This is a genomic window from Streptomyces sp. A0592, assembly GCF_004795115.1.
GTDB lineage: Bacteria > Actinomycetota > Actinomycetes > Streptomycetales > Streptomycetaceae > Streptomyces > Streptomyces erythrochromogenes.
This window is the reverse complement of record NZ_SSBM01000011.1, coordinates 105,846-129,433: the sequence shown is the minus strand read 5'-3', so window position 1 is coordinate 129,433 and position 23,588 is coordinate 105,846. Positions and strand designations below refer to the sequence as shown.

Sequence of the window (23,588 nt, the reverse complement as noted above, 5' to 3'; positions counted from 1 at the left end):
GTTCACGCCACGTGACGGCCCGTCGGAACGGGTCACGTGCAGGCCCGAAGGGCCGTCCCGATGGCGCCCTGCTGCGGGCGGTGCGCTGCCGGCACCACCGGAGCCCGGCGAACAGGGCCCGGGCACGGACCGGCTCGCCAGACCGAAAACCGCGCCCCGGACACTCCGGGGCGCGGTACGCGGACATCGCCGGGACGAGGCCGACCTCGTGCTGTGACCGGAAAGGTTCACCGTGTCGCGGCGCCCGGCACGGCACGGCACTAGCCGCGATAGGTCTCCAGCAGGCGCAGCCAGATCTCGCTGACCGTCGGAAAGGCCGGTACCGCGTGCCACAGGCGGGCGATCGGGACCTCCCCGGCCACCGCGATGGTCGCCGCGTGCACCAGCTCGGCGGCGCCCGGTCCGACGAAGGTGGCCCCCAGCAGGACCTCCCGGTCCAGGTCGACGATCATCCGGGCCCGGCCTCGGTAGCCGTCGGCGTACAGCCCGGCACCGGAGACCCTGCCCAGGTCGTAGTCGACGGCGCGCACCCGGTGGCCCGCCTGTTCGGCCTCGGCCAGGGTCAGGCCCACCGAGGCGGCCTCCGGGTCGGTGAAGACGGCCTGCGGGAGGGCGCGGGTGTCGGCGGTGGCCGTGTGGGCGCCCCAGGCGGCGGTGTCCAGCGGGGTGCCCGCCGCGCGGGCGACGATCGCGGCGCCCGCGATGCGCGCCTGGTACTTGCCCTGATGGGTGAGGAGGGCCCGGTGGTTGACGTCCCCGACGGCGTACAGCCAGTCGAAGCCGGGCACCCGACAGGTCTCGTCGACCCCGATCCAGCCGCCTGGCGCCAGCCCGACGGTGTCGAGCCCGATGTCCTCGGTCCGCGGCGCACGGCCCGTCGCCATCAGCAGTTCGTCGCCCTCGACGACCTCCCCGCCCTCCAGCACCACGCGGACGGGCCCGGTGGAGCCGTCCCGTTCGACCGCCTCGACGGCCACGTCCGTGCGGACCACCGCCCCGGCCTCGCGCAGGGCGTCGGCGACGAGCTCCCCCGCGAAGGGCTCCATCCGGGGCAGCAGGCGGGAGCCGCGTACGAGGACCGTCACCTGCGATCCGAGCCCCTGCCAGGCGGTGGCCATCTCGGACGCCACCACGGAGCCGCCCACGATGACCAGCCGGCCGGGGGCCTGCCGCGCGGACGTCGCCTCCCGGCTGGTCCAGGGGCGGGCTCCGGCGATTCCCGGGAGGTCGGGGACCAGTGCCCGGGTCCCGGTCGCGACGACCACCGCGTGCCGGGCCGACAGCACGTGCTGCTCGCCGTCCGGGCCGGTGACGGACACCTTGCGGACCCCGACGAGGCGGCCGTGGCCGCGGTGGACGTCGGCGCCGATCGATTCGAGCCAGTCGATCTGGCCCTGGTCCTTCCAGTCGCCGGTCCAGTAGTCGCGGTGCGCGTAGACCGCCGCGGTGTCCAGGGGGCCCTCGACGGCCCCCGCCAAGCCCGGTACCCGACGGGCGTCGGCCCGCGCCAGTACCGGGCGCAGCAGCGCCTTGCTCGGGACGCAGGCCCAGTACGAGCACTCCCCGCCGACCAGTTCGCTCTCCACGAGGGCAGTGCTCAGCCCGGCGGCGCGGGTCCGGTCGACGATGTTCTCGCCGACCGGGCCCCCGCCGAGCACCACGACGTCGTACTCCACGGCTTCAGTCATGCGGGCCAGTCTCACCGCTGATCGGTGGCCGCGTCACGCACTCATGCCTCCGGCGCGGCGGACCCCTCGGCGCCGGAGTCCTGCGCGCCCGGCTGGGAGGCGGCGATCTTCGCGCGCACCTCGTCCATGTCGAGGGCGCGGGCCTGCCCGATGAGGTCGGTCAGCGCCGCCTCGGGCAGGGCGCCGGGCTGGGCGAAGATGGCCACCTGGTCCCGGACGATCATCAGGGTCGGGATCGAGGTGATCTGGAAGGCCCCGGCCAGCTCCTGCTGTGCCTCGGTGTCCACCTTGGCGAAGACCAGGTCGGGGTGGGCCTCCGAGGCCCTCTCGTAGACCGGTGCGAACTGCAGGCACGGCCGGCACCAGCCCGCCCAGAAGTCGATCAGCACGAACGGGTTCTCGCTGACCGTCTGGTCGAAGTTTTCCTTGGTGAGCTCGACTGTAGCCACGGTGCCCAGACCTCCTGATAGAGCCGTCTGCAGGTTGAACGAACGACCCGCCTCCGGCATTCCTCGCATCGGCCGAACGTGCCGAAACCGCGGACCGGCCCGACCCCCGCCGCGGGCGTTCCCGAAAGAGACGGCCTAGAAGGGGTGGCCCGCGGGGGTGGTGCGGGCCGTGGTCCAGCGCAGTTCCGTGAAGGCGTCCAGGTTCGCCTCGCCGCCGAAGCGGGCGCCGGTGCCGGAGGCGCCGACACCGCCGAACGGCGCGACGGCCTCGTCGCCCACCGTCTGGTCGTTGACGTGCGCGATCCCGGTCGGGATCCGCTCGGCCAGGTCGAGGCCGCGCCCCGCGTCGCGGGTCACGATCCCGAGGGACAGCCCGTACGGTCCGGCGGAGGCCAGTTCCACCGCCTCGTCCTCCGTCGCGAAGGACCGTACGGGCGCGACCGGCCCGAAGACCTCCTCGGCGTAGGCGGGGGTGTCGTCGGCCACGCCCGCCAGGACGGTCGGGCGGTAGAAGAGGCCCCGGTACGTGCCGCCCGCGACGAGCTTGGCCCCCGCCGCGGCGCTGGCCTCGACCAGGGCGTGCACACGCTCCAGCTGGGCGCGGTCGATCAGCGGGCCCAGGTGGACCGGCTCGCGGTACGGGTCCCCCACGGCCAGTTCCTCGGCGCGCGCGGCGAGCCGCTCGACGTACTCGTCGTACAGCGAGGCGTGCACGAGGTGGCGGCCGGCCGTCATGCAGATCTGGCCCTGGTGGAAGAAGGACCCCCAGGTGGCCTGGGCGACGGCGGCCTCGACATCGGCGTCGCGGAGCACGACGAGAGCGGAGTTTCCGCCCAACTCAAGGTGCGTGCGCTTGAGATGACGCCCCGCCAGCTCGCCGACGGTCCGGCCGACAGCGGTGGAACCGGTGAAGGACACCACCCGCACCCGCGGGTCGGCGACCACCGCGGCGCCCGTCCCGGCGCCGCCGGGCAGGACGTGCAGCAGCCCGTCCGGGAGTCCCGCGGCGGCAAGGACCGCGGCGAGCGCGAGCCCGCCGCAGACGGCCGTGCGCCGGTCCGGCTTGAGGAGCACCGCGTTGCCGAGGGCCAGCGCCGGCGCAACCGAGCGGATAGCCAGGATCAGCGGGGCGTTGAAGGGGGCCACGACCCCGACCACGCCGGCCGGGACCCGGCGGGTGAAGGACAGCCGGGGGGCCTCGCTGGGCAGCACCTGGCCGGTCGGGCGCGAGGCCAGTGCCGCGGCCTCGTAGCACTCCTGCGCGGCGACGTGGAGCTCGAAGTCGGCCTTGCCGGGGATCGACCCGGACTCGCGCACCAGCCACTGCCGCAGCTCGTCGGCGTGGGCGGTGAAGAGGTCCCCGGCGCGGCGCAGCACGGCCGCCCGCTGCGGGTGGGTGGTGTGCGCCCAGTCGCGCTGCGCCGCCCGGGCGCGTACGGCGGCCTCCGCCACGTCGGCGGGTGCGGCGAGGTCGAGGGTGGCGAGGGTGCGTCCGGTCGCGGGTTCGACGACCGGGGCGCCACCGCCCGTGAGTGTGGGTCCGTCCTGCCAGAGCGTCGGGTCGAGGAGCGGCATGGCGCGGGGCCTCCGGGTGGGGATGGGCGGGATGCCGGACGAGGGGGGCGGCAGCACGCGCCATCGTGCCAGACCGGAGGCGCCACTTCTGTTCAGTTATTGGGCAGTTGAGAACGAGAGCTGACCGGAAACGATCGACGCCCTGGTGGTGGGGGTCAGCGCTCCAGGACGAGCGCGATGCCCTGGCCGACGCCGATGCACAGCGCCGCCATGCCCGTGCCGGAGCCCACCGCGGCCAGCTGGTGCGCGACCGAGCCGGCCAGCCGGGCACCCGAGGCGCCCAGCGGGTGGCCGATCGCGATGGCGCCCCCGCGCGGGTTGACCACAGCCGGGTCCAGCTCCGGCCAGGCGGCCAGGCAGCCCAGCGCCTGCGCCGCGAAGGCCTCGTTGAGTTCGAGGACGGAGAGGTCGCCGAAGCCGCGGCCTGCCTTGCCGAGGGCGCGCTGCACGGCGTCGACCGGGCCGAGGCCGAACAGCTGGGGCTCGATTCCGGTGACGGCGGAGACGCTGATCCGGGCGAGGGGCTCCCGGCCGGTGGCGGCCAGGCCCGCCTCGTCGGTCAGCAGCAGGGCGGCCGCACCGTCGTTGAGCGGGGAGGCGTTGCCGGCCGTGACCGTGCCCCGGCCGTCCGTCCGGAAGGCGGGCTTGAGCTTGGCCAGCGCTTCGGGCGTGGAGCCCTCGCGGATGCACTCGTCCCGCGCCAGGTCCACGCCCTCGTAGGGCACGACCTCGCCGTCGTACAGGCCGGCGGCCCAGGCGGCCGCGGCCTTGCGGTGGCTCTCCAGCGCGAAGGCGTCCTGCGCCTCGCGGGTGACGGCGTACTTGTCGGCGATCAGCTCGGCGCCCTCGCCGAGCGAGCCGGTCCACTCGGCGGGCATCCGCGGGTTCGTCATCCGCCAGCCCAGCGTGGTGGACCACATCTGCTGGTGTCCGGCGGGGAAGGCCCGTTCGGGCTTCTGGACCACCCAGGGGGCGCGGCTCATCGATTCGACGCCGCCCGCGATGGCCACGGAGGCGTCGCCGAGCGCGATGGCGCGGGCGGCCTGGATCACGGCCTCCAGGCCGGATCCGCACAGCCGGTTGACGGTGACACCGGGGACGGTGACGGGCAGGCCGGCCAGCAGGACCGCCATGCGGGCCACGTCGCGGTTGTCTTCGCCCGCGCCGTTGGCGTCGCCGAAGACGACGTCGTCGATACGGGCCGGATCGAGATCGGGCGTACGGTCCACCAGCGCGCGCACCACGTGCGCGGCCAGGTCGTCCGGGCGGACCCCGGCGAGGGCGCCGCCGAACTTGCCGATCGGGGTGCGGACGGCGTCGACGACGTAGACGTCGCGGACGGTGCGGATGCTCATGGGGTCTCTCCTGGGCGGATCCGTACGGGCGCCGGCGCATCGGTGCCGGTGTCGGCACCGGGGCACGCCGCCGGGCACGCCCGGTGGGGCGCGCCCGCAGTCTCCGTCCGCAGGTCACCGCCTGTCAACGGCCACCCCCGGTCGGGCCCGCCCGGCGCCGCCGGCCCGGCCGCGTCAGGTCGACTCCCGGTGGACGGCCTCGGCGGCCATGAGGTCGTGCCGCTCCGTGGCCTCCGACGGCTCGCGCACGGCCTGGTCCACGAGCGACGCCGAGTGGTCGCCGGTCGGCATCTCGATCCGCACCGTGCTCAGCCGGGGCCGCAGCAGCCGTCCGATGAGCAGGTCGTCGGCGCCGATCACGGCCACCTCCTCGGGGACGCGCAGCCCCTCGTCCTGCAGGGCCCGCATCAGCAGCATCGCGTACTCGTCGTTGTAGGCGAACACCGCGTCCAGCCGCAGCCCGCGCCACCGGGCGGCGAGCTCCGCGGCGGACTCCTCCGTGTACGCCATCGGCAGGGCCTCGACCTCCGCGCCCGCCACACTGCGGGCCCCCGCCAGCCGGGGCGCGGAGAACAGCTCCAGCCCCTCCTCCCGCGGGACGATCACGCCGATCCGCGGGCGGCCCCGCTCGACCAGGTGCGCGGCGGCCCGGGCGCCGACCTCCTGCTGGTCCATGACCAGCGCGTGCGCCCCGGGCACGCCGACCGGGCCCATCGTGATCACGGCGCGGGCGCCGGCCCGCTTGAGCGCGGCGACGTTGCGGGCGGAGAGCATGGTCTCGCCGAGGGATATGACCGCCACCGGACGCAGTTCCGCCCAGGCCCGGACGGCCTCGTCCCCGCCGAGGCCGAGGCTCCCGTACTGCACGACGGTGTAGTCGAGCCGGCGCAGTGCCCACTGGAGCTCGTTGAGGAAGGTGCTGTAGAGCGGCCCGATCGGCACGTGCGGGGTGGGCAGGAGCACGATCCGGGTGTGCCCGGCGCGCAGGCTGCGGGCGGCGGCGTGCGGGACGTACCCGAGCTCCTCGGCCGCCTCGCGGACCCTGCGCCGGGTGGGCTCGCTGATCCGGACGGCCTGGGCGTTGTTCAGCACGTACGAGACCGTCGCGCGCGACACGCCCGCGCGTCGGGCCACGTCGGCGCTGGTGGGAACGGGGGCCGGCGGCTCCGGCGACTTCGATGACTGAGACATTGCCGTGGCATCTTTCCAGAACGGATGGACCCCGGGTCCGCCGGATGGCCGGAAACAAGTGGAGCACGGCGATTACACGAGTCATTGACACGTGTAACCATCGCGTTGCATCCTCCTCGCACCCCGACCCATGCGTCACCGCACGAGGCGCATGCCCCGTCGTGCCGCCGCCCTGTCGCGCTCCGTCGCACCCCCGCCGTCGCGACAGGGCGGCGCGCACCCCTCACCCCGCCTGCGCCGCTTCCCGCCACAACACCCTTGCGTCGCAGCGCCACCTCCCGCTCCGCTTGCCCCTCTCAACTCCTCGCGTCCCCCTGTCCGTTCGCACCTGCCCAGGAGGGCACCGTGGCCCTTTCCTCCTCCGGCACCGGCTCCGACGCCGCAACCGGCCGCACCACCGACACCCCCGCGTCCGCCGGTCCCGCCGGTCCCGCGCCGCGGGGCCTCCTCGCCCTGCTTCTCGTCGGCAACAGCGCCATGTACGCGCTGTACATCGGCGTGGCCGGGGTCCTGCTCGCGCTTCAGGTCGAGGATGTCGACCCGGCGGACAAGGTGGCGAACTTCGGCCTGATAGCGGGCGTCTCGGCGATCTTCGCCACGGTCTTCAACCCCCTCGCCGGCGCCCTGTCCGACCGCAGCGGGCGGCGCAACCCCTGGATCCTCGGCGGCGGGCTGGCCGCCGTACCGGCGATGTTCCTGCTCGGCTTCGCCGACACGATCCTGCTGATCACCATCGCCTGGTGCCTCGGACAGGCCGTCATGAACGTGTACCAGGCGGCCATCACCTCCGTGGTGCCCGACCGGGTGCCCGTGAGCGCCCGCGGCAAGGCGTCGGCGGCGGTCGGCCTCGGCCTGCCCTTCGGCTCGACCCTCGGCGCACTGATCGGGGCGGCCTTCTCGGAGGACTACCGCACCGGTTACCTCGTCTTCGGCGCGCTCGTGGCGGGCGCCGCCGTCCTGTTCACCGCCTGCGGCCGCGAGGAACGGCTGCCGGCCCGCGCCCCGCTGCCCGTCAGGGAGCAGCTCGCCGCCTTCGCGAGCGCGCTGCGGGACCACGACTTCCGGTGGGCCTTCATCGGCCGGGCCCTGCTCGTCCTCGGCTACTTCGCGGTGAGCGGCTGCCAGCTCTACATCCTGCAGGACCACACCGCGCTCCCCGGGGGCATGAAGCCCGAGGCGGCGGCGGCGGTACTGATGCCGCTGACCAGCGTGGCGATGGTGGTCTCCACCGTCCTCGGCGGATACCTCTCGGACCGTTTCGACCGCCGCAAGCTGTTCGTCGGCGCCTCCGCCCTCCTGTCGGCCGTCGCCCTCGTCATCCCGGCGGTCTCCACGAGCTGGGCCGCGATGCTGGTCTTCGCCGCGGTCAACGGGCTGGCGTTCGGCTGCTACATGGCGGTGGACACCGCGCTCGTGACGATGGTGCTCCCCAACGCCGAGGACGCGGCCCGCGACATGGGCGTGCTCAACATCGCCAACGCGGGCCCGCAGATCATCGCGCCCTTCGTCGCCTCGCTGGTCGTCTCGGTCAGCGGCGGCTACACCGCGCTGTTCGTCGTCGCGGCCGTCCTGGCGGTGGCCGGAGCGCTGGCCGTCAAGCCGATCCGCGGCGTGCGCTGAGCCCGGCTCCCGCCGCCAGCCTCCGCGCATCAGTCCGCTCCTTCGACCTGAATTCACCGTTCACCGAACGCCGCCGAGAAGGGCACCACCGTGCAGCTGCACACGCAGACCTGGGGCGAGGGCGACCGCTTCGCCCTCCTGATCCACGGCATCATGGCCGACCACCGGACCTGGCGCCGGGTCGGGCCCGCCCTCGCCGACCGCGGCTACCACGTCATCGCCGTGGACCTGCGCGGCCACGGGGCGAGCGGGCGCGGGGAGTACAGCCCTCGGCACTACGCGGACGACGTGGTCGAAACACTGCCCGCCGGCGCCGAGCTCGCCATCGGCCACTCCCTCGGCGGCCTGGCGCTGTCGCTGGCGGTGGACCGGCTGAAGCCGCGGCGGGCGGTGTTCTCCGACCCGGCCTGGCACCTGGCGGCCCCCGCCGAGGGCTTCGGCCCGGAGCTGCTGGCGCAGTTCAAGACGGCGACCGGGGCGGAGATCCGGGCGATGAACCCGCGCTGGGAGGAGGTCGACGTCGCCATCGAGCTGGAGACCCTGGCGTTGTGGGACGCGGGGACGGCGCTGAGTCTCGCCCCGCTGCTCGGGGCCGACCTGATGCCGGCCGCACCGGTGGTCCCCTCCCTGGTACAGCCGGCCGACCCGAGCACCCTGATCACACCGGAGCGGGCGCGGACGCTCACCTCCCGCGGATTCGAGGTCCGTTCGGTGTCCGGCGCCGGCCACACCATCCACCGCGACGACTTCGACGGGTTCATGGCATCCCTGGAGGGATGGGTCCAGGACGCGCCGGCGCACTGAGGAGCTGCCGGCCGACGGGGACACCGGGGCTCGGGATGTCCGAGGCGCGTGCGACCATCGAGCCTGCCCTCACCGGGCGGCCGACCGTCGCCGCCCCACCGTCGGCTGCGTCCCACCCTCTGAGCAAGGAGCTCCACGCGCATGTCCATACCCCCGGGTCCCCCGCCGTACCCCGAGCCGTACCCGCAGCAGGGACCGTACGGGCAGCCGGGGCAGCCCGCGCCGTACGGCGGCCCGCAGGGCTGGTATGCGCCGCAGGCACCGCAGAAGAACAACGCGCTGGCCATCGTCGCGTTCGTCATGTCGCTCGTGTGCGCCATCCCGCTGGTCCCCCTGATCCTCGGCATCGTGGCCCTGTCCCAGATCCGCAAGCGCGGCGAGAAGGGCAAGGGCTTCGCCGTGGCGGCGATCGTCATCCACGGCGTGACCATCGCCTTCTACGGGATCCTGCTGGTCCTCGGCCTCTCCGGAGCGCTGGACGACGGCGCCTCGCCGAAGCGCGACACCGGCGGCCAGGTCACCGGCTCGGGCTCCGTCAAGGTGAGTGACATCCGCAAGGGGGACTGCTTCAACACCAACGGCGATCTGGCGGAGTACCAGGACGAGGACGGCGGCGAGGCCTCCTTCTCGGTGCGCGTGGTGCCCTGCGACCAGCCGCACGAGGGCGAGGCGTACGCCGTCTTCAACCTGGACAACGGGACGTACCCGGGTACGGAGAAGGTCACCGCGCTCGCCGAGGAGAAGTGCGCCGGCACGCTGCTGACCGACTACGTGGGCAAGGACCCCAAGCTCGCGGAGAAGCTGGAGGTCTACTACTACTTCCCGCAGGCCGCCACTTGGGCCCTCGGCGACCGCGAGGTCACCTGCTTCCTGGGCGACACCAGCGGGGCGAGCACCGGATCGGCCCGCACCGCCGGCTCCTGAGCCGCCGTCGCCTCTCAGAACCGCACGTCCGCGGGGCCGCCACCGATTCCGGTGGCGGCCCCGCGCCCTTTGCGAACGCCTCACCGCGCGGGGAGCGTGCAGTACCACGCGGCCCGCACTGCGCCGGGCCGGCCGCGGCTCGTCGGCCCGGTGTGTGTCAGAGGCGGCTGTGACACTGGCCCGATGAGCGACAACAGCGAGTACGACGGTCACGTGGACCCGCGGGACCTCCTCCTGCGCACCGACTGGAACGCGGTGGAGCACTGCTGCCCCGACGTGGCGCCGGCGACGCCCGTGCTGCTGCTGGAGCTGCTGGACGACGATCCCGGCGTCCAGGGCTGGGCCTTCCGGGCCTTGGTCGAGGCCCACACCCGCCAGCAGGTCTTCTACACCGCCACGGCCCCCGCGGCCCGGTTCGTGGCGGCCGTCCTGGGGGATCCCCGGACGCTGAGGCCGGTCACCGACCGCTGCGCGCAGGAGGAGGTCGGCCTCGGTCCGCAGACCCCGTTCCCGCTGCGGGCCGGACTGCTGGCCTGGCTGGGCGACTCGGTCGTGGAGGCTCTCGCCCAGCGGGAGCGGCCCTACGGCGAGGCAGAGCCTTGAGGCGTTCCTCGACCTCGCCCCGGAGTTCCACGCGGCCGCGCGGCCCTTGCTGGATCCCTCTGCCGCCGGGTCGCCCGCGGTCCGCGAGGCGGCCCTGGGAGTCGTGCTGGCCGTACTCCGGCTGCCCGCCCTCGCCGACCGGATACCCGGCCACCGCGACCTCGTCCGCGCGACGGCCCTCGGCGACGGCCCCCACCGCCTCCGCGCCGTCGACACGCTCTCGTCCTGGGGCGAGGAGGTATCGCACCTGCTCTGACGGATGACGCGGCCGCGCCTCCCCGTTACCGTCTTCCTACCGATCGGTAATGGGGGGAGTGGTTCACGATGTCGGAGTCCTCGGGTCCTGCCACGGCAGCGGCCTCGACACGGTCGGCGGTACGGTCCGCGGCGGAGCCCGCGGCGGATCGCGGGCTGGTCTGGATGGCCGCAGCGCTCGCCGAAGGCAGCGTTTCCGCACGGGAGTTGACCGCGCGGGCACTGCAGCGGATCGCGGCGGCGCAGCCCGAGCTCAACGCCTTCCGGACCGTGCGCGCCGAAGCGGCGCTCGCCGAGGCGGACGCGGCGGACCGCAGGCTCGCCGCGGGTGAGCGGCTGCCGCTGCTGGGCGTGCCGCTCGCGGTGAAGGACGACATGGACGTGGCCGGCGAGCCGACGGCCTTCGGCTGCGCCGGCTCCTTCGCCCCGAAGGCCGCCGACAGCGAGGCGGTTCGCCGGCTGCGGGCTGCGGGTGCGGTCATCGTCGGCAAGACCCAGACGCCGGAGCTGGGCCAGTGGCCCTTCACCGAGGGCGGGGCCTTCGGGGCGACCCGCAATCCGTGGAACCGGTCGTACACGCCCGGTGGTTCCTCGGGTGGCTCGGCGGCTGCCGTGGCGGCGGGTCTGGTCCCGGCCGCGCTCGGTTCGGACGGGGCCGGGTCGGTGCGGATCCCCGCCGCCTGGACCCACCTGGTCGGAGTGAAACCGCAGCGCGGGCGCATCTCCACCTGGCCGGAGCGGGAGGCCTTCAACGGGCTCACGGTCAACGGGGTGCTGGCCCGTACGGTCGCGGACGCGGCACTGCTGCTGGACGCCGCGAGCGGACCGCACCCCGAGGACCTGCACCGCCCGGCACGCATCTGCGCGGTCGAGGCGGCCCGGCGCACCCCGCGCCGGCTGCGGATCGCCCTGTCCTTCGGGATGGCCTTCACGGCCACGCCCAAGTCGCTGGATCCGGAGGTGCGCTCAGCGGTGGAGCGGCTGGCCGCGCGGCTGGAGTCGCTGGGCCACGAGGTGGTCCCGGAGGACCCCCGCTACGGCCCGATCGGCCTGACCTTCGTACCCCGCGCGACCAGCGGCGTACGGGACTGGGCGGCGCGGACGCCGGATCCGGCGCTGCTGGACCCGCGTACGCACGAGGCCGTACGGACGGGCCGGCTGCTGGGCGGCCTGCCGCTGCGGGTCTCCCGCCGGGCCGAGACCCTGCTGCGCCGGCGGGTCGGCGAGATCTTCGGGCGCTTCGACGTGGTCCTGACCCCGACGACGGCCACTCCCCCGCTGCGGGTCGGAGCGCTGGCCGGGATGGGGGCCATGGCCACGGACCGGGCGATGATCGCGGCCTGCCCGTACGCCTGGACGTGGAACGTCCTGGGCTGGCCCGGGGTGAACATCCCGGCCGGGCTGACGGAGGACGGGCTGCCGGTGGGTGCCCAGTTGCTCGGCCCCGCGGACTCGGAGCCGCTGCTGCTGGGGCTGGCGGCGCAGGTGGAGGCGGCGGAGAACTGGGCGGCGCGGCGACCGGGCTGAGGGGCCGCGTGCCGGGGTGGCGGGCGGGCCGGAATGCCGGGGGTGAGCCCCCGTGACACGCTGAAGGGGGGATCTCGCCGGCCCGGCCCCGTCCGGTCGGCCCTGCCACCCGAGGAGTACGAAATGGCCACTGACGCCGGCAGGCAGCAGGCGGCCCGCACGCATCCGGGTCCGTGGAACGCAGCCACGTCGGGCAGGACCGTCCTGGCGGCGGTCCTGATGATCTTCGGTGGCGCGATGGCGTTCTTCGAGGGGATCGCCGCCGTCGCCAGCGACGACCTGTTCGTCGTGACCCGCCACTACCTGTTCGAGTTCAGCCTGACCGGCTGGGGATGGGTCCACCTCATCCTGGGCGCCGCCCTCATCGCGGCCGGCTGCGCCGTCCTGTTCAGCGGCGCCCTGTGGGCCCGCTACTTCGGGATCACGGTCGCCGGCCTGGGCGCGTTCGCCAACTTCCTGTGGCTGCCGTACTACCCGTTGTGGGCCCTGGTGCTCATCGCCGTCAACATCCTGGTCGTCTGGGCGCTGTGCACGGGCGCTCACCACGAGGCGGACCCGACCTGACCTACCGACCGGGGTCGCGCCTGACCAGAGCCGGCACGTTGCCGCCCGTCCCGGACCGGATCCGGGGCGGGCAGGCACTACCCTCGCCCGGATGACGGCACTTTCACACCACAGCAGCGGCCGCGCCGACCAGCCGGGCCGCGACGGTTCCACGGCCACCACCGAGGCCGATCCGCACACCATCGGGCCGGTGCGCACCGAGTACGCCCCGGATCCCGACGGCGACCCCGACCCCGGCGAGATCGTGTGGACCTGGGTCCCCTTCGAGGAGAACGACGGGCGCGGCAAGGACCGTCCCGTGCTGGTCGTGGCCCGCGAGCCCGGCGGCCCGACGCTGCTCGCCGTGCAGCTGTCCAGCAAGCGGCACGACCACGACCGCGAGTGGGTGCCGATCGGAACGGGCCCCTGGGACAGTGCGGGCCGGGAGTCGTGGGTGGACGTCGACCGGGTGCTGCGGGTGCACGAGTCGGGGATGCGGCGGGAGGCCTGCGCGCTGGACCGGGGACGCTTCGGGCTGGTGGTCGACCGGCTGCGCGAGCGCTACGGCTGGCGGTAGCGGCAGCAGCGGCCCGAGGCCCGGCGGCGGCGGGCCGCCCGGGGCTCAGGCCGCCGTGAAGTCCGCGAACGCCCGCTCGAAGGCCTCCCGGGTGTCCGGCTTGCGGTCCAGTACGGCGAACACCACCCGCTCGAAGGTCCCCGCGAACCGCCCCGCCAGCAGTCCCCGGAAGGCCTCGGCCACGTCCGCCGGGTTGTTGCGGAACACCCCGCAGCCCCAGGCACCCAGCACCAGCCGCCGGTACCCGTGCGACGCCGCCACCTCCAGGACGAGCTGCGCCCGCCGGACCAGCGCCCCGGGGATCTCTGCGGCCCGGTCCGGCTCCTGCCGCAGGATGGTGCCCGCGTTGGGTGCGGGAGAGGTCAGGAATCCGGCCAGGAACGGCGACTCCATCAGGTCGCCCCGGTCGTCACGGAAGACCGGCACCCCCGGCGAGTGAATCACCCGGTCGGTGTAGAAGGTGCTGGCTTCCGCGCGGTGCACCTCGTAGTACTCCGGCGCCTCCAGCAGCGTCTCGTACAGCGCGGACGCGCGGCACAGCGCCTCCTCCTGCGCCTTGGCCCCGCGGACGTAGCCGCCCCCGGGATTACGGGCCGAGGCGAAGTTCAGGACCGCCACCGACGCCCCCGCCGGTCCGTCCCCCGGGCCCGCCGGAGCGCCCTCGGCGAGCCTACGGGCAGCGACCGTGCTGCTCTCCCCCGTGACCTCCACGGCCGTCGCCCGCCCCCCGCCGACGAGTTGTTCGCCTGGAATGACCTGGTTTGGTCCATATATCCTGGTTCCTGCCTTGGCGTCCGCCAGGGCGGCGGCGAGCGGAACCTGCCGCCCCGACCGCGTCCGGTACCCGCCGGCCGCAAGGATTTCCGCGTTCTCCCGCGCGATCTCGCGCAATCTGCTGCTCACGCCGCCATCCTGCGCACCCCCTTTACCCGGCGGCAAAGGATTTTGTTCCCGACGGAGGGGTAGGCACGGGTGATGCCAAGGCCGCCGACAGGAGAAGAGGACCCGGTCATGCCCTTCGACCCACCCGTTCCCCCACCCACGCCGGACATTCCCCCGCCACCCGCGATCAGCGAGACGCAGGCGGAGCACCTGATCCACGGGATCTGCTTCAAGACCGGCCCGCCCCGCCTGATCGGTGCCGAACTCGAGTGGCTGGTCCTGGACGCCGAGCGGCCCGCCCTGCGCGTGACCCCCGAGCGGCTCCGGGCGGCGCACGCCGCGGCCCGCGCACTGCCGCTGAACTCCCGGGTGACCGTCGAGCCGGGCGGCCAGCTCGAGCTCAGTTCGGACCCCGCCACCTCGCTCATGGGCTGCGTGGACCGGCTGCAGGACGACCTCACCGCCGTCCGCGCCGCCCTGCGGGAGCAGGGACTCGTCCTGCACGGCCTCGGCCGCGATCCGCGCCTGCCGTACCACCGGCTGCTGAACAGCCCGCGCTACGACGCGATGGAGGCCTACTTCGACCGCACCGGCCCGGCCGGGCGCGCCATGATGTGCGCCTCCGCCTCCGTGCAGGTCTGTGTGGACGCCGGGTACGAGGAGCCGGGCGTGCTCGGCCACGGCCGGCGCTGGCGGCTCGCTCACCTGCTGGGCGCGGTCCTGGTGGCCGCCTTCGCCAACTCCCCCGCCGACGAGGGCCCGTATGCGGGCTGGCGCTGCTCCCGCCAGGGGATCTGGAACGACCTGGACTCCCGGCGCACCCTCGCACCGCCCCTGGAGGCGGGACCGCGGGACGGCTGGGTGCGCCAGGCGCTGGACACCGAGGTGATGTGCGTACGGTCGTACGAGGGCGAGGCGTGGGACGTCCCGCGCGGCACGACCTTCCGCGACTGGCTGCGCGCGGGCGACGAGGGGCAGGCCCTGCGGGCGCCCACCGCCGAGGACCTGGACTACCACCTCACCACGCTGTTCCCGCCCGTGCGGCCGCGCGGCCACATGGAGTTGCGCATGATCGACGCGCAGCCCGGCGACGACGGCTGGCTGGTCCCGGTGGCCGTCGTGCACGCGCTGTTCGACGACCCGGAGGCCGCCGAGACCGCCTACCGGGTGACCAAGGCCCTGGCCGACTCCTACGGTTCGCAGCCCGCCCCCCGCAATCCGCTCTGGCGGTCCGCCGCCCGCCACGGTCTGACCGATCCCGAGCTGCGGGCGGCCGCCAAGACCTGCTTCCGCGCGGCCGCGGAGGCGCTGCCCCGGCTGGGTGCCAACACCCGTGTCCGGGACACCGTCGGCGCGTTCAACGAGCGCTTCGTGCTGCGTGGCCGATGTCCGGGTGACGAACCGCCACAGCTGCGGCCCGAAGGGAAGGAGGCCCTGCGATGACCACCGAATCCCACCCCGGGCTGCGGGAACGGGCGGCCGCCTCGCTGACGGCCGCGCGGGCCCGGACTGCGGCGCTCACCGACCCGGTGACCGACGCCGACCTCACCGCCCAGCATTCCCCCCTGATGTCGCCGCTGGTCTGGGACCTGGCGCACATCGGGAACCAGGAGGAGCTCTGGCTGCTCCGCCGGGTCGCCGGACGCGATTCGATGCACCCGGAGATCGACCCCCTCTACGACGCCTTCGAGCATCCGCGCGCCGAGCGTCCGAAGCTGCCGCTTCTGGGGCCCGCGGAAGCCCGCCGGTACGCGGCCGAGGTCCGGGGCCGGGTCTTCGACCTGCTGGAGAGCACCCCGCTGGAGGGCAGCGTGCTCCTCGACGACGGCTTCGCCTTCGGGATGATCGCCCAGCACGAACAGCAGCACGACGAGACCATGCTGATCACCCATCAGCTCCGGCAGGGCGCCCCCGTGCTGACCGCCCCGGATCCGGACGCCCCCTACGACCCGCCGGGCGCGGCCGAAGTCCTCATACCGGCCGGCCCGTTCACGATGGGCACCTCCGCCGAGCCGTGGTCGCTGGACAACGAACGGCCGGCGCACGAGCGGGAGACCGCGGCGTTCTGGATGGACACGCTGCCGGTGACGAACGCCGCGTACCGGGCCTTCATCGCGGACGGCGGATACGACGAGCCCCGCTGGTGGGCGGCGGCCGGCTGGGACCAGATCCGCCGGCACTCCATCGGAGCGCCGCTGTTCTGGCACCGGGAGGGCGGCGAATGGCTGCGCCGCCGCTTCGGGGTGACCGAGCCCGTCCCCGATGAAGAACCGGTTCTGCACGTCAGCTGGTACGAGGCGGACGCCTACGCCCGCTGGGCTGGGCGGCGGCTGCCCACGGAGACGGAGTGGGAGAAGGCCGCCCGCTTCGATCCCGCGACCGGCCGCTCGGCCCGCTACCCGTGGGGCGACGCGGACCCGACCCCCGCGCACGCCAATCTGGGACAGCGGCACCTGCGCCCGTCCCGCGCGGGCAGCTATCCGGCCGGGGCGTCACCGCTCGGGGTGCGCCAGCTGATCGGCGACGTGTGGGAGTGGACGGCGTCCGATTTCCTGCCGTACCCGGGCTTCCGCGCCTTCCCCTACCGGGAGTACTCGGAGGTGTTCTTCGGCCCGGAGCACAAGGTGCTGCGGGGCGGTTCCTTCGCCGTGGACCCGGTGGCCTGCAGGGGCACCTTCCGCAACTGGGACCTCCCGGTGCGACGGCAGATCTTCTCCGGTTTCCGCACCGCGAGGGACGTCTGATGTGCCGCCATATCGCCTACGTGGGACCGGTGACCGCGCTCGGGAGGCTGCTGAGCGAGCCCGAGCACTCCCTGGTGCGCCAGTCCTGGGAGCCGCGCCGCCAGAAGAACGGCACGGTCAACGCCGACGGCTTCGGGGTCGGCTGGTACGCGGAGGGCGACCCCGTCCCGGCCCGCTACCGCCGCGCCGGGCCGATCTGGGGCGACCTGACCTTCACGGACCTCGCCCGGGTGGTGCACAGCGGGGCCGTACTGGCCGCCGTACGGGACGCCACTGCGCCGGGGGCCGACGGGGAGGCCGCGGCCGCGCCGTTCACGGACGGGCCGTGGCTGTTCAGCCATAACGGCGCGGTGCGCGACTGGCCCGCGGCGGCGGCCCCGCTCGCGGCGGCGCTGCCGCCCGAGGAACTGCTGCAGCTGGCCGCCCGGACCGACTCGGCACTGGTATGGGCCCTGGTGCGGCGCCGCCTGCGGGCCGGTGACGACCTGGGCACGGCGCTCGCCGAGCCCGTGCGGGAACTGTCCTCGGCCGCGCCCGGCTCCCGGCTGAACCTGCTGCTCACGGACGGCGCGGCGATCGCCGCGACGGCCTGGGGCGATTCGCTCTGGTACCTGGCCGATCCGACGGCGGGGCGCACCGTGGTGGCGTCCGAGCCGTACGACGACGACACCCGTTGGTGCGAAGTGCCCGACCGGACCCTGCTGACCGCCACCCGTTCGCGGGTCCGCCTGACCCCGCTCAAGGAGAACCGCACGTGAACAGCTTTCAGTTGACCCGGACCCTCGACGAGGACGCGGCGGAGACCGCACTGCGCGCGGACGTGCTGCACGGGCTGACCCACACGCCGAAGGTGCTGCCGCCCAAGTGGTTCTACGACGCGCGGGGCAGTGAGCTCTTCGAGGAGATCACCCGGCTGCCCGAGTACTACCCGACCCGCGCGGAGCGGGAGATCCTGCTGGAGAGGGCGCGGGAGATCGCCGCGGAGAGCGGCGCCCGCACCCTGGTGGAGCTGGGCTCCGGGTCTTCCGAGAAGACCCGGCACCTGATCGAGGCGATGCCCGCGCTGGACACCTACGTACCGGTGGACGTGAGCGAGAGCGCCCTGCGGGGAGCGGCCACCGCGCTGCTCGCCGACCATCCGGGGCTGCGCGTGCACGCCCTGCTGGCCGACTTCACCCGCGCGCTGCAGCTGCCGGACTCCCCCGGGCCCCGGCTGGTGGTGTTCCTGGGCGGCACCATCGGGAACCTGCTGCCGCCGGAGCGTGCGGTGTTCCTGGCGTCCGTACGGGCGATGCTGTCTCCCGGTGATGCGCTGCTGATGGGCACGGACCTGGTGAAGGACGAGTCCGTGCTGGTGACGGCGTACGACGACGCCCGGGGGGTGACGGCCGAGTTCAACAAGAACGTGCTGGCCGTCATCAACCGGGAGCTGGACGCCGACTTCCACACCGCCGACTTCGAGCACGTGGCAGTGTGGAACAGGGAGCAGGAGTGGATCGAGATGCGGCTGCGCGCCCGGTCCGAGCTGACGGTGAAGGTCCGGGCGCTGGACCTGGTGGTGCCGTTCACGGAGGGTGAGGAGATCCTTACGGAGGTGTCCGCGAAGTTCCGTCAGGAGGGTGTGCGCAAGGAGCTGGCCGCGGCCGGGCTGGAGCTCACCCAGTGGTGGACGGACGCGGCGGGCCGCTTCGCGCTGTCCCTGTCGGTCGCCGAGGGCCCGGTGGGCCGCTCCTGATCGGGTAGGGGGCTGTCTTGTCGATCGGGCTGGACCAGGGAGCCCGGCGTGATCGGCGGGACACCCCCTGGGTCCGGTCGCGGCCGCTCCGGCGCGCGGCCGGCCACGGCCCGCTGGGCCGCGGCCGCGAGGTCCCGCCGGTCGGTGTACCGGCCCGGCGGGATCCGCGGCAGCAGGGTGACCTCGGCCCGGATCCCGCGGGCCCGGGCGATCCGCCACAGTGACGAGGTGAGCGGGTCGTCCCCGACGAAGGCGGGCGCCCCGGCCGGGCTCCCGTCGGCCCGCAGGTACGCGAGGTGCGCGGGCTGTACGGGAACCCTCGCGTCCAGGGCGGCCTGGAAGGCGGCCCGGCGGAAGGCGCCCTGGGCGCGCCCGCACCAGGTGGAGCCCTCCGGGAAGACGGCGACGCGGTCGCCTGCGAGCAGTGCGCGGGTCATCGTGGTGACGGTGGCGGGCAGCGCGCGGATCCGGTCGCGCTCGATGAAGAGGGTCCCGGCCTGCCCGGCGAGGCGGCCGAGGACGGGCCAGGCCCGGATGTCGCTCTTGGCCAGCATCCGGCTGGGCAGGACGGCCGCGACGAGCGGGATGTCGAGCCAGGAGATGTGGTTGGCGACGAGCAGCCGGCCGCCGTGCCGGCCGGGGCTGCCGTGCACGGTGATCCGTACGCCGAAGGCCCGCACCAGTGCGGCCGCCCAGGCCCGTACGAGTGCGTGGCGGGGGCCGGCCGGCAGCAGCCGGACCGGCGGGGCGCCCAGGATCCCCAGCAGGATCAGGGCCACGGCGCCGGCGAGCCGCAGCACCGCGTGCGGGACGCTCGCGGTGCGCCCCTCGTGGCCGGCGCAGGCCTCGGGGGTGCAGGGCGAGGTGGGCAGCCAGACGCTCATGTGCCCGGGATGAGCGAGCGGAAGTGCTTCAGGTAGCGCGGGTTGGTCCGGCGCAGGGAGAGCAGGACGTACAGGTCGGCGCAGCCGAACTCGGCGTCGAGGGCGGGCTCGCCGCAGACCCAGGCGCCCAGGCGCAGGTAGCCGCGCAGCAGCGGCGGCAGTTCCGTGCGGTCGGGGAAGTCGATGCCTTCGGGGTTCCAGGGGATGTGGGGGGTGACCCGGTACTCCTCGGGTGCGGGGCTGCGGCGCAGGGCGCTCTCCCGGGTGGCGGCGGCGAGGACGCCGCCGTCGGCGAGCGGTATCGAGCAGCAGCCGGCGAGGAAATTGCGGCCGGTGCGGTCCATGTAGTGGGCGAGGCCCGCCCAGATCAGGGCGATGACCGCGCCGTTGCGGTGGTCTGGGTGGACGCAGGAGCGGCCGACCTCGACGAGGTCGGGGCGGATGGGCGCGAGCGCGGAGAGGTCGAACTCGCCCTCGGAGTAGAGGCGGCCCGCGACGGCGGCGCGCTCCGGGGGCAGCAGCCGGTAGGTGCCGACGACCTGCTCGGTCTGCTCGTCGACGACGAGGAGGTGGTCGCAGTACGCGTCGAAGGCGTCGGCGTCGAGGCCCGGCTCGGGGCCGTCGAGGCGGGCGCCGAGCTCGCCGGCGAAGACCTGGTGGCGCAGGCGCTGGGCGGCCCGTACCTCGTCCTCGTCGCGGGCCAGGCGGACGGTGTAGTGGGGGTCGGCGGCGGCCTTGGCCGGGGCGGGCGCGGGGGCGAGGAGGGGGGAAGTGGGGGCGGGGGCGGGGGCCGTGGAGAGGGACGGGGACAGGGGTGCGATGGTCATGGCGGCTCCTGAACCGGACACGGAGGGCCAGGCCGGCAGGTGGTGGCCTGGCTCCTTTACTTCTTCCGTGACCGGCTGGATTCGACATGACCGCTCTGCGGCCCGCGGGTGTGCGGACGGCGAACTCGCCGGTACCGCGCCGCGGCGGCGCCGGCGTCAGCGGTCGGAGCTGAGGATCCTGCCGATCTCCGCGGAGGCCGTGCGGGCGGCCTGCTTGGGGTCCTGTCCGGTGAGCACGGCGGTCATGAAGGGCTTGATCGGGTTCTTCGCCTCGACCTCGGCCCAGCGGGCGGAGGTCGGGGTGGCCCGGCCCTGTGCGGCGCCGGGGGCCATGTTGGTGGCGCCCTCGTTGCCCTCGACCACGTGCGCGAGGGTGGTCTTGTTCGGTACGTAGCTCATCGTGCGGGCGAGCTCGGTCTGCCACTTCTCGCTGACCAGGGCCGTGATCACATCGACGGCGCCCTTACGGTGTCCGGTCCGCTCCGGGATGATCAGGTCGGAGCCGCCGGTGAAGACGGAGCCGGCCTTGTCGGAGGTCTTGCCGGGGATCGGGAAGAAGCCGAGCCTGCCCTTCAGTGCGGGGTTGGCCGCTTCGATCTCGGCGGCCTGGCTGGGCGGGGCGATGATCTGGGCGACCTGGCCGCGGGCGAAGACCTGCGACTGCGGGGGCGTCTCCTCGTCGGCGGTCCTGGGGCCGTCGCCGAGGGCCTGGAGCTGCTTGTAGAACTCCATGCCGGCCAGTGCCTTCTCGTCGTCGAGGGTGCCGACCCACTTGCCGCCCGTCTCGACGGCGAGCTCGCCGCCCTCGTCCCAGACGAAGCCGGCCAGGACGTACCAGTTCTGGCCCGCGAGGTAGATGCCCTGCTGGTCGCCCTTGTCGAGCTTCTGGGTTGCCTGGATCCACTCCTGGCGGTTCTTGGGCGGGGTCTTTATGCCGGCGTTCGCGAAGAGGTCCTTGTTGTAGACGACGACGCGGTTGGCTGCGTACCAGGGGACGCCGTACTGGGCGCCGTTGATGCTTCCCGGCTCGGCGAGGCCCTTGAGCCAGTCCTTGCTGCCCCACTCGCGCAGTCCTTCGAGGGTGAGTTCGGAGAGGCCTCCGGTCTCGATGTACTGCGCGACCTGGGTGTTGCCGACCTCGATGACGTCGGCGGGCTCCTTGCTCGTGCCGTCCAGGACGGCGTTGACCTTGTCGCCGATGCCCGTCCACTCCTGGATCCTGACGTCCAGGTCGAGGCCGGGATGGTCCTGCTCGAAGGACGCGGTGAACCGGTCGATGAAGTCCTCCGAGGCGCTGCCCTTCATCAGCCAGAGCGTCACCTTCTGCCGCCCTGCTGCCTGATCGGCCGACTGGACGCAGCCCGTCAGGGCGGTCGCGGCCGCGGCCGCGAGGGCCGTGCACACGGCGAGGAAGCGCATCTTCAAGAGGGTCACCTTCTGGAGCTCGGTCTCAGATGGCTCGAAATTGGCATAGACCAATAGGCCGGTCAAGGGTCTTTCGCTCGGGATTGTTGGCGCAAAGCTCGCGGAGCAGGACTAACTGGGGCACCGTAGAACCAGGCAAAAGCGACCCACTGTCGGGAGACCCCCATGTCCAACCACACGTACCGGGTGACCGAGATCGTCGGCACCTCTCAAGAGGGCATCGATCAGGCCATTCGCAACGGGATCGCCCGGGCGGGCCAGACCGTACGGAACCTGGACTGGTTCGAGGTGGTCCAGGTCCGCGGCCACATCGAGAACGGGGAGATCGCCCACTACCAGGTGGGGCTGAAGGTCGGCTTCCGCCTCGACGGCGAGGACTGAGGGCCACCCCTGCGGCTGTCCCCCGACCGCTCAGGTCCGGCCCTCGACCTCCTGGCCGGACGTGAGCTCGGGCGCGTCCTGCGCCCAGTCGGCGACGACGACCCGGAAACCGGCCGCCCGCGCGGCCTGGCAGACCAGTTCGTCGTCGTCGACGAGCATGCGCACCTCACGGCCCCGCGCGATCCGTCCCAGCACCTCCAGCTTGGTCGTCCGGGCCGGGCGCCGGTCCTGGTTGCCGCGCATCCACAGCCGCCCCTCGGGGAGGCCGTGCAGGGTGAGCCACTCCACCGTGTCCGCCCGGCACCGCTCGGGCCGCCCGGTCAGGTACACCACCTCGCAGTCGGCCGAGCTCTCCACCGCCAGCGCGATCCCGCGCGCGAGCGGCGGATCGGCCGGCGCCGCGCCGAAGAAGCCGGCCCAGTCCCTGGGGCGACGCTCCAGGAAGTGCTGGCGGTGGGCGGTGTCGGCCAGGGTGTTGTCGATGTCGAAGACGGCCAGCGGGGGCCGCGACGTGCTCTTGTCGCTCATCCGGCCAGCCTATGGCCGGGCACCGACACGGGCCCGGACGGGAATCCCCGCGGCCCTGCGGCGTTGAGTCCTGTGTGATCCGAAAACTCTCGATACTCGACCGGTCGCGCACCCGCCGGGACCACCCGGCCCCGCAGGCCCTGCGCGACACCGTGGCGCTGGCCCGGACGGCCGAGGCGCTCGGCTACCACCGCTTCTGGGTGTCGGAGCACCACAGCGTGCCCGGCGTCGCGGGCTCCGCACCGACCGTGCTGGCGGCGGCCGTCGCCGGGGCGACGGACCGGATCCGGGTCGGCACGGGCGGGGTCATGCTCCCCAACCACCAGCCCCTCGTGGTCGCCGAGCAGTTCGGGGTACTGGAATCGCTCTTCCCCGGCCGGATCGACATGGACCTCGGCCGCTCGGTCGGCTTCACGAACGGCATCCGGCGTGCCCTGGGCCGGGACACCGGGGACGCCGACCGTTTCGAGGAACAGCTCACGGAGCTCCTCGGCTGGCTCGACGGCACCCAGGGGACGCATCCCGAGGTGCACGCCCACCCCGCCGAGGGCCTGACCGTCCCGGCGTACGTACTGGCCACCGGCGAGGGTGCGGGGATCGCCGCCCGGGCGGGACTGCCGCTGGTGGTGGGCGACCTGCGCAGCCGCGGCCGGGTCGCCGGGATCGTGGAGGGGTACCGCAAGGAGTTCCGGCCCTCCGCGCGGGGCTCGGAGCCGTACGTCGTGGTCTCGGGCACGGTGGCCGTCGCGGCCACGGCCGAGGCGGCCCGGCGCATCCTGCTCCCGGAGGCCTGGTCCCTCGCGTACTCCCGCACCCGCGGCAGCTTCCCGCCGCTCCGCCCGGCCGAGGAGGTCGAGGCGCTGGAGATGAGCCCGAAGGAGCGGGAACTGTACGAGGGCGCCCTCACCGGGCACATCCACGGCACGGAGGAGCAGGTGGCGGAGCAGCTGTCGGCGGTCGCGGAGGAGACGGGCGCGGACGAACTGCTGGTCACCACCTCGACGTACGACCGCACCGCCCTGCTGGACTCCTACGCCCGGCTGGCCCGGATCGCGGGCCTGCGGCCGTGAA

General features: G+C 73.9%; 23 protein-coding genes and 1 pseudogene. 14 read left to right on the top strand and 10 right to left on the bottom strand.

All coding sequences use genetic code 11. The features are described from left to right. Positions 1 to 260: 260 nt before the first annotated feature. From E6U81_RS18175 to E6U81_RS18155, 5 genes are all read right to left on the bottom strand, one after another. On the bottom strand, positions 261 to 1,688 hold the full coding sequence (locus E6U81_RS18175) for an NAD(P)/FAD-dependent oxidoreductase (RefSeq protein ID WP_136231133.1): 1,428 nt from the start codon (positions 1,686 to 1,688) through the stop codon (positions 261 to 263). Between the two features lie 41 nt (positions 1,689 to 1,729). After that, entirely contained in the window at positions 1,730 to 2,137 is a 408-nt protein-coding gene (locus E6U81_RS18170) for a thioredoxin family protein (protein ID WP_136231132.1), read from the bottom strand. Positions 2,138 to 2,272: 135 nt separating this feature from the next. Next, complete coding sequence (locus tag E6U81_RS18165; RefSeq protein WP_136231131.1) at positions 2,273 to 3,712, bottom strand: aldehyde dehydrogenase family protein; 1,440 nt, start codon at positions 3,710 to 3,712, stop codon at positions 2,273 to 2,275. Positions 3,713 to 3,867: 155 nt separating this feature from the next. Beyond that, the gene (locus E6U81_RS18160; protein WP_136231130.1) at positions 3,868 to 5,067 is read right to left on the bottom strand and encodes a thiolase family protein; all 1,200 of its coding nucleotides are present in this window, start codon (positions 5,065 to 5,067) and stop codon (positions 3,868 to 3,870) included. 174 nt (positions 5,068 to 5,241) lie between these two features. Beyond that, on the bottom strand, positions 5,242 to 6,258 hold the full coding sequence (locus E6U81_RS18155; RefSeq protein ID WP_136231129.1) for a LacI family DNA-binding transcriptional regulator: 1,017 nt from the start codon (positions 6,256 to 6,258) through the stop codon (positions 5,242 to 5,244). 345 nt (positions 6,259 to 6,603) lie between these two features. Here E6U81_RS18155 and E6U81_RS18150 point away from each other — a divergent pair, with 345 nt between their 5' ends. From E6U81_RS18150 to E6U81_RS18115, 8 genes are all read left to right on the top strand, one after another. Further along, the gene (locus E6U81_RS18150; protein WP_240803884.1) at positions 6,604 to 7,878 is read left to right on the top strand and encodes an MFS transporter; all 1,275 of its coding nucleotides are present in this window, start codon (positions 6,604 to 6,606) and stop codon (positions 7,876 to 7,878) included. Between the two features lie 90 nt (positions 7,879 to 7,968). Next, complete coding sequence (locus E6U81_RS18145) at positions 7,969 to 8,682, top strand: alpha/beta hydrolase family protein (RefSeq protein ID WP_136231128.1); 714 nt, start codon at positions 7,969 to 7,971, stop codon at positions 8,680 to 8,682. 141 nt (positions 8,683 to 8,823) lie between these two features. Beyond that, positions 8,824 to 9,606 carry a DUF4190 domain-containing protein gene (locus E6U81_RS18140; protein WP_136231127.1) on the top strand — a complete coding sequence of 261 codons (783 nt, stop codon included), beginning with the start codon at positions 8,824 to 8,826 and terminating at the stop codon, positions 9,604 to 9,606. A gap of 183 nt (positions 9,607 to 9,789) precedes the next feature. Next, positions 9,790 to 10,209, top strand: coding sequence for a hypothetical protein (locus E6U81_RS18135; protein ID WP_136231126.1), 420 nt, complete (start codon positions 9,790 to 9,792; stop codon positions 10,207 to 10,209). Positions 10,210 to 10,312: 103 nt separating this feature from the next. Beyond that, positions 10,313 to 10,465: a hypothetical protein gene (locus tag E6U81_RS18130; RefSeq protein WP_206309957.1), complete on the top strand. Its 153-nt coding sequence runs from the start codon at positions 10,313 to 10,315 to the stop codon at positions 10,463 to 10,465. 68 nt (positions 10,466 to 10,533) lie between these two features. Next, the gene (locus tag E6U81_RS18125; protein ID WP_136231124.1) at positions 10,534 to 11,991 is read left to right on the top strand and encodes an amidase; all 1,458 of its coding nucleotides are present in this window, start codon (positions 10,534 to 10,536) and stop codon (positions 11,989 to 11,991) included. Between the two features lie 123 nt (positions 11,992 to 12,114). Next, the gene (locus tag E6U81_RS18120) at positions 12,115 to 12,555 is read left to right on the top strand and encodes a hypothetical protein (protein WP_136231123.1); all 441 of its coding nucleotides are present in this window, start codon (positions 12,115 to 12,117) and stop codon (positions 12,553 to 12,555) included. 91 nt (positions 12,556 to 12,646) lie between these two features. Continuing rightward, entirely contained in the window at positions 12,647 to 13,111 is a 465-nt protein-coding gene (locus tag E6U81_RS18115) for a type II toxin-antitoxin system PemK/MazF family toxin (protein ID WP_136231122.1), read from the top strand. 45 nt (positions 13,112 to 13,156) lie between these two features. Here the strand turns inward: E6U81_RS18115 and E6U81_RS18110 are convergent, their stop codons facing one another. Beyond that, entirely contained in the window at positions 13,157 to 14,014 is an 858-nt protein-coding gene (locus E6U81_RS18110) for a TIGR02452 family protein (protein WP_136231121.1), read from the bottom strand. Positions 14,015 to 14,122: 108 nt separating this feature from the next. Between E6U81_RS18110 and egtA the strand changes: the two genes are divergently transcribed. The 4 genes from egtA to egtD are packed head-to-tail and all read left to right on the top strand — an operon-like array spanning position 14,123 to position 18,472. Beyond that, positions 14,123 to 15,436, top strand: a complete 1,314-nt coding sequence (gene egtA / locus E6U81_RS18105) for an ergothioneine biosynthesis glutamate--cysteine ligase EgtA (protein WP_136231120.1) — start codon at positions 14,123 to 14,125, stop codon at positions 15,434 to 15,436. Next, positions 15,433 to 16,737 (top strand): ergothioneine biosynthesis protein EgtB, encoded by a 1,305-nt coding sequence (egtB, locus tag E6U81_RS18100; RefSeq protein WP_136231119.1) that lies wholly within the window; start codon positions 15,433 to 15,435, stop codon positions 16,735 to 16,737. The genes egtA and egtB overlap by 4 nt, the downstream gene beginning before the upstream one ends. Then, a complete protein-coding gene (gene egtC, locus E6U81_RS18095) occupies positions 16,737 to 17,495 on the top strand; it encodes an ergothioneine biosynthesis protein EgtC (RefSeq protein ID WP_136231118.1) in 759 nt (252 codons plus the stop codon). The genes egtB and egtC overlap by 1 nt, the downstream gene beginning before the upstream one ends. Continuing rightward, on the top strand, positions 17,492 to 18,472 hold the full coding sequence (gene egtD / locus E6U81_RS18090) for an L-histidine N(alpha)-methyltransferase (RefSeq protein WP_136231117.1): 981 nt from the start codon (positions 17,492 to 17,494) through the stop codon (positions 18,470 to 18,472). Before egtC ends, egtD begins: the two co-directional genes overlap by 4 nt. Positions 18,473 to 18,783: 311 nt before the next feature. Here egtD and E6U81_RS41930 read toward each other — a convergent pair. The 3 genes and pseudogenes from E6U81_RS41930 to E6U81_RS18075 all read right to left on the bottom strand — a co-directional run. Next, positions 18,784 to 19,356 (bottom strand): annotated as a pseudogene (locus E6U81_RS41930) (lysophospholipid acyltransferase family protein); the annotation flags it as partial. Beyond that, positions 19,353 to 20,183 carry a GNAT family N-acyltransferase gene (locus E6U81_RS18080; protein WP_136231116.1) on the bottom strand — a complete coding sequence of 277 codons (831 nt, stop codon included), beginning with the start codon at positions 20,181 to 20,183 and terminating at the stop codon, positions 19,353 to 19,355. The pseudogene E6U81_RS41930 and the gene E6U81_RS18080, both read right to left, overlap by 4 nt. Before the next feature lie 156 nt (positions 20,184 to 20,339). Then, positions 20,340 to 21,602 (bottom strand): extracellular solute-binding protein, encoded by a 1,263-nt coding sequence (locus E6U81_RS18075; protein ID WP_136231221.1) that lies wholly within the window; start codon positions 21,600 to 21,602, stop codon positions 20,340 to 20,342. A 171-nt stretch (positions 21,603 to 21,773) separates the two neighbouring features. On the opposite strand from E6U81_RS18075, the gene E6U81_RS18070 reads away from it, so the two are divergent. Next, entirely contained in the window at positions 21,774 to 21,989 is a 216-nt protein-coding gene (locus E6U81_RS18070; protein WP_136231115.1) for a dodecin, read from the top strand. 30 nt (positions 21,990 to 22,019) lie between these two features. Here E6U81_RS18070 and E6U81_RS18065 read toward each other — a convergent pair whose 3' ends face one another. Further along, positions 22,020 to 22,517 (bottom strand): hypothetical protein, encoded by a 498-nt coding sequence (locus E6U81_RS18065; protein WP_136231114.1) that lies wholly within the window; start codon positions 22,515 to 22,517, stop codon positions 22,020 to 22,022. Between the two features lie 74 nt (positions 22,518 to 22,591). Here E6U81_RS18065 and E6U81_RS18060 point away from each other — a divergent pair, with 74 nt between their 5' ends. Beyond that, positions 22,592 to 23,587 (top strand): LLM class flavin-dependent oxidoreductase, encoded by a 996-nt coding sequence (locus E6U81_RS18060; RefSeq protein ID WP_240803881.1) that lies wholly within the window; start codon positions 22,592 to 22,594, stop codon positions 23,585 to 23,587. Position 23,588 lies beyond the last annotated feature (1 nt).